Source organism: Deinococcus arboris (assembly GCF_009755355.1).
Taxonomy (GTDB): Bacteria; Deinococcota; Deinococci; order Deinococcales; family Deinococcaceae; genus Deinococcus; species Deinococcus betulae.
Genome location: NZ_WQLB01000095.1, coordinates 1 through 397 on the forward strand (window position 1 = coordinate 1; position 397 = coordinate 397).

At 57.7% G+C, this 397-nt stretch carries 1 pseudogene; it reads right to left on the reverse strand.

What is annotated here, in order from left to right:
• Nucleotides 1–249: 249 nt before the first annotated feature.
• A pseudogene (locus tag GO986_RS22480) lies at nt 250–397 on the reverse strand (polyphosphate kinase 2 family protein); the annotation flags it as partial.

The window sequence follows — 397 nt, forward strand, 5'->3', positions numbered from 1 at the left end:
CTTCTCGTTGGTGGTAGGGTCTTACGCGGCCTGAGACAAGACGATGCCGCTTTCCATCCGCGGTTCTTGAGGATTGGCATTGGCTGCCTTGACGCGCAGCGTTGCTGATGACGGCAAAGCAGGGATGCACCTTAGGTGCGTCCCTGCTTCTTTCGTTCTTGGGTGCCAGGAGAACGATTTAAATCTCCACGACTGACCCAGACGTGTTGTTGATGCGTTTTGTGTTCCCCCGCAACAAGCAGGGCTGGTCTATGTAATCTCGACGCTCGTGGGGTCGAACCCAGGCGCTGGAAATGCTGGCGCCATCTCCTCCAGCGTCTGCAGCACGATCTGGGTGATCAGCAGGTTGCGAAACCATTTCCGGTCCGCTGGAATCACATACCACGGAGCCGCCCGC